Raw genomic sequence first — 304 nt, 5'->3', positions numbered from 1 at the left:
CATTTGTTTCTCCAGGCTGGCGGGGGTTTCACCCCGCCTGTGGGTTAGTGAGATTTACGTGACAGGTAAAGCGGCAGGAAGCAATCAAGCGCATACAGGAATGAAACGACCGACGCAGAGCCGTACAGCAGCGCCAGCGGCATATTATCGGCATAGCTAAACACGCCTGTTGATGCGGCCAGCCCCAGCACGGTAGTACACGCACCGCCCAGCTGGACTTGTTCGCGGTAGCCCTGGCGAACCATAAACCACGGAAGGGCCAGCGCGGCGGCGGCGAGAATCAACGCGATTGGGATGATGATCA

The 304-nt window shown here is 58.6% G+C and carries 1 protein-coding gene; it reads right to left on the bottom strand.

All coding sequences use genetic code 11. The annotated features are described in order from the left end of the window. Positions 1-44: 44 nt before the first annotated feature. A complete protein-coding gene (locus tag ACSIPU_RS30970; RefSeq protein WP_435322528.1) occupies positions 45-302 on the bottom strand; it encodes a cobalamin biosynthesis protein CbiX in 258 nt (85 codons plus the stop codon). Positions 303-304 lie beyond the last annotated feature (2 nt).

Origin of the sequence: Klebsiella sp. HN106 (assembly GCF_051209435.1) — a bacterium.
Lineage (GTDB): Bacteria > Pseudomonadota > Gammaproteobacteria > Enterobacterales > Enterobacteriaceae > Klebsiella > Klebsiella oxytoca.
Note: the sequence above shows the minus strand (reverse complement) of the source record. Positions and strands in the feature narration are given on the sequence as shown.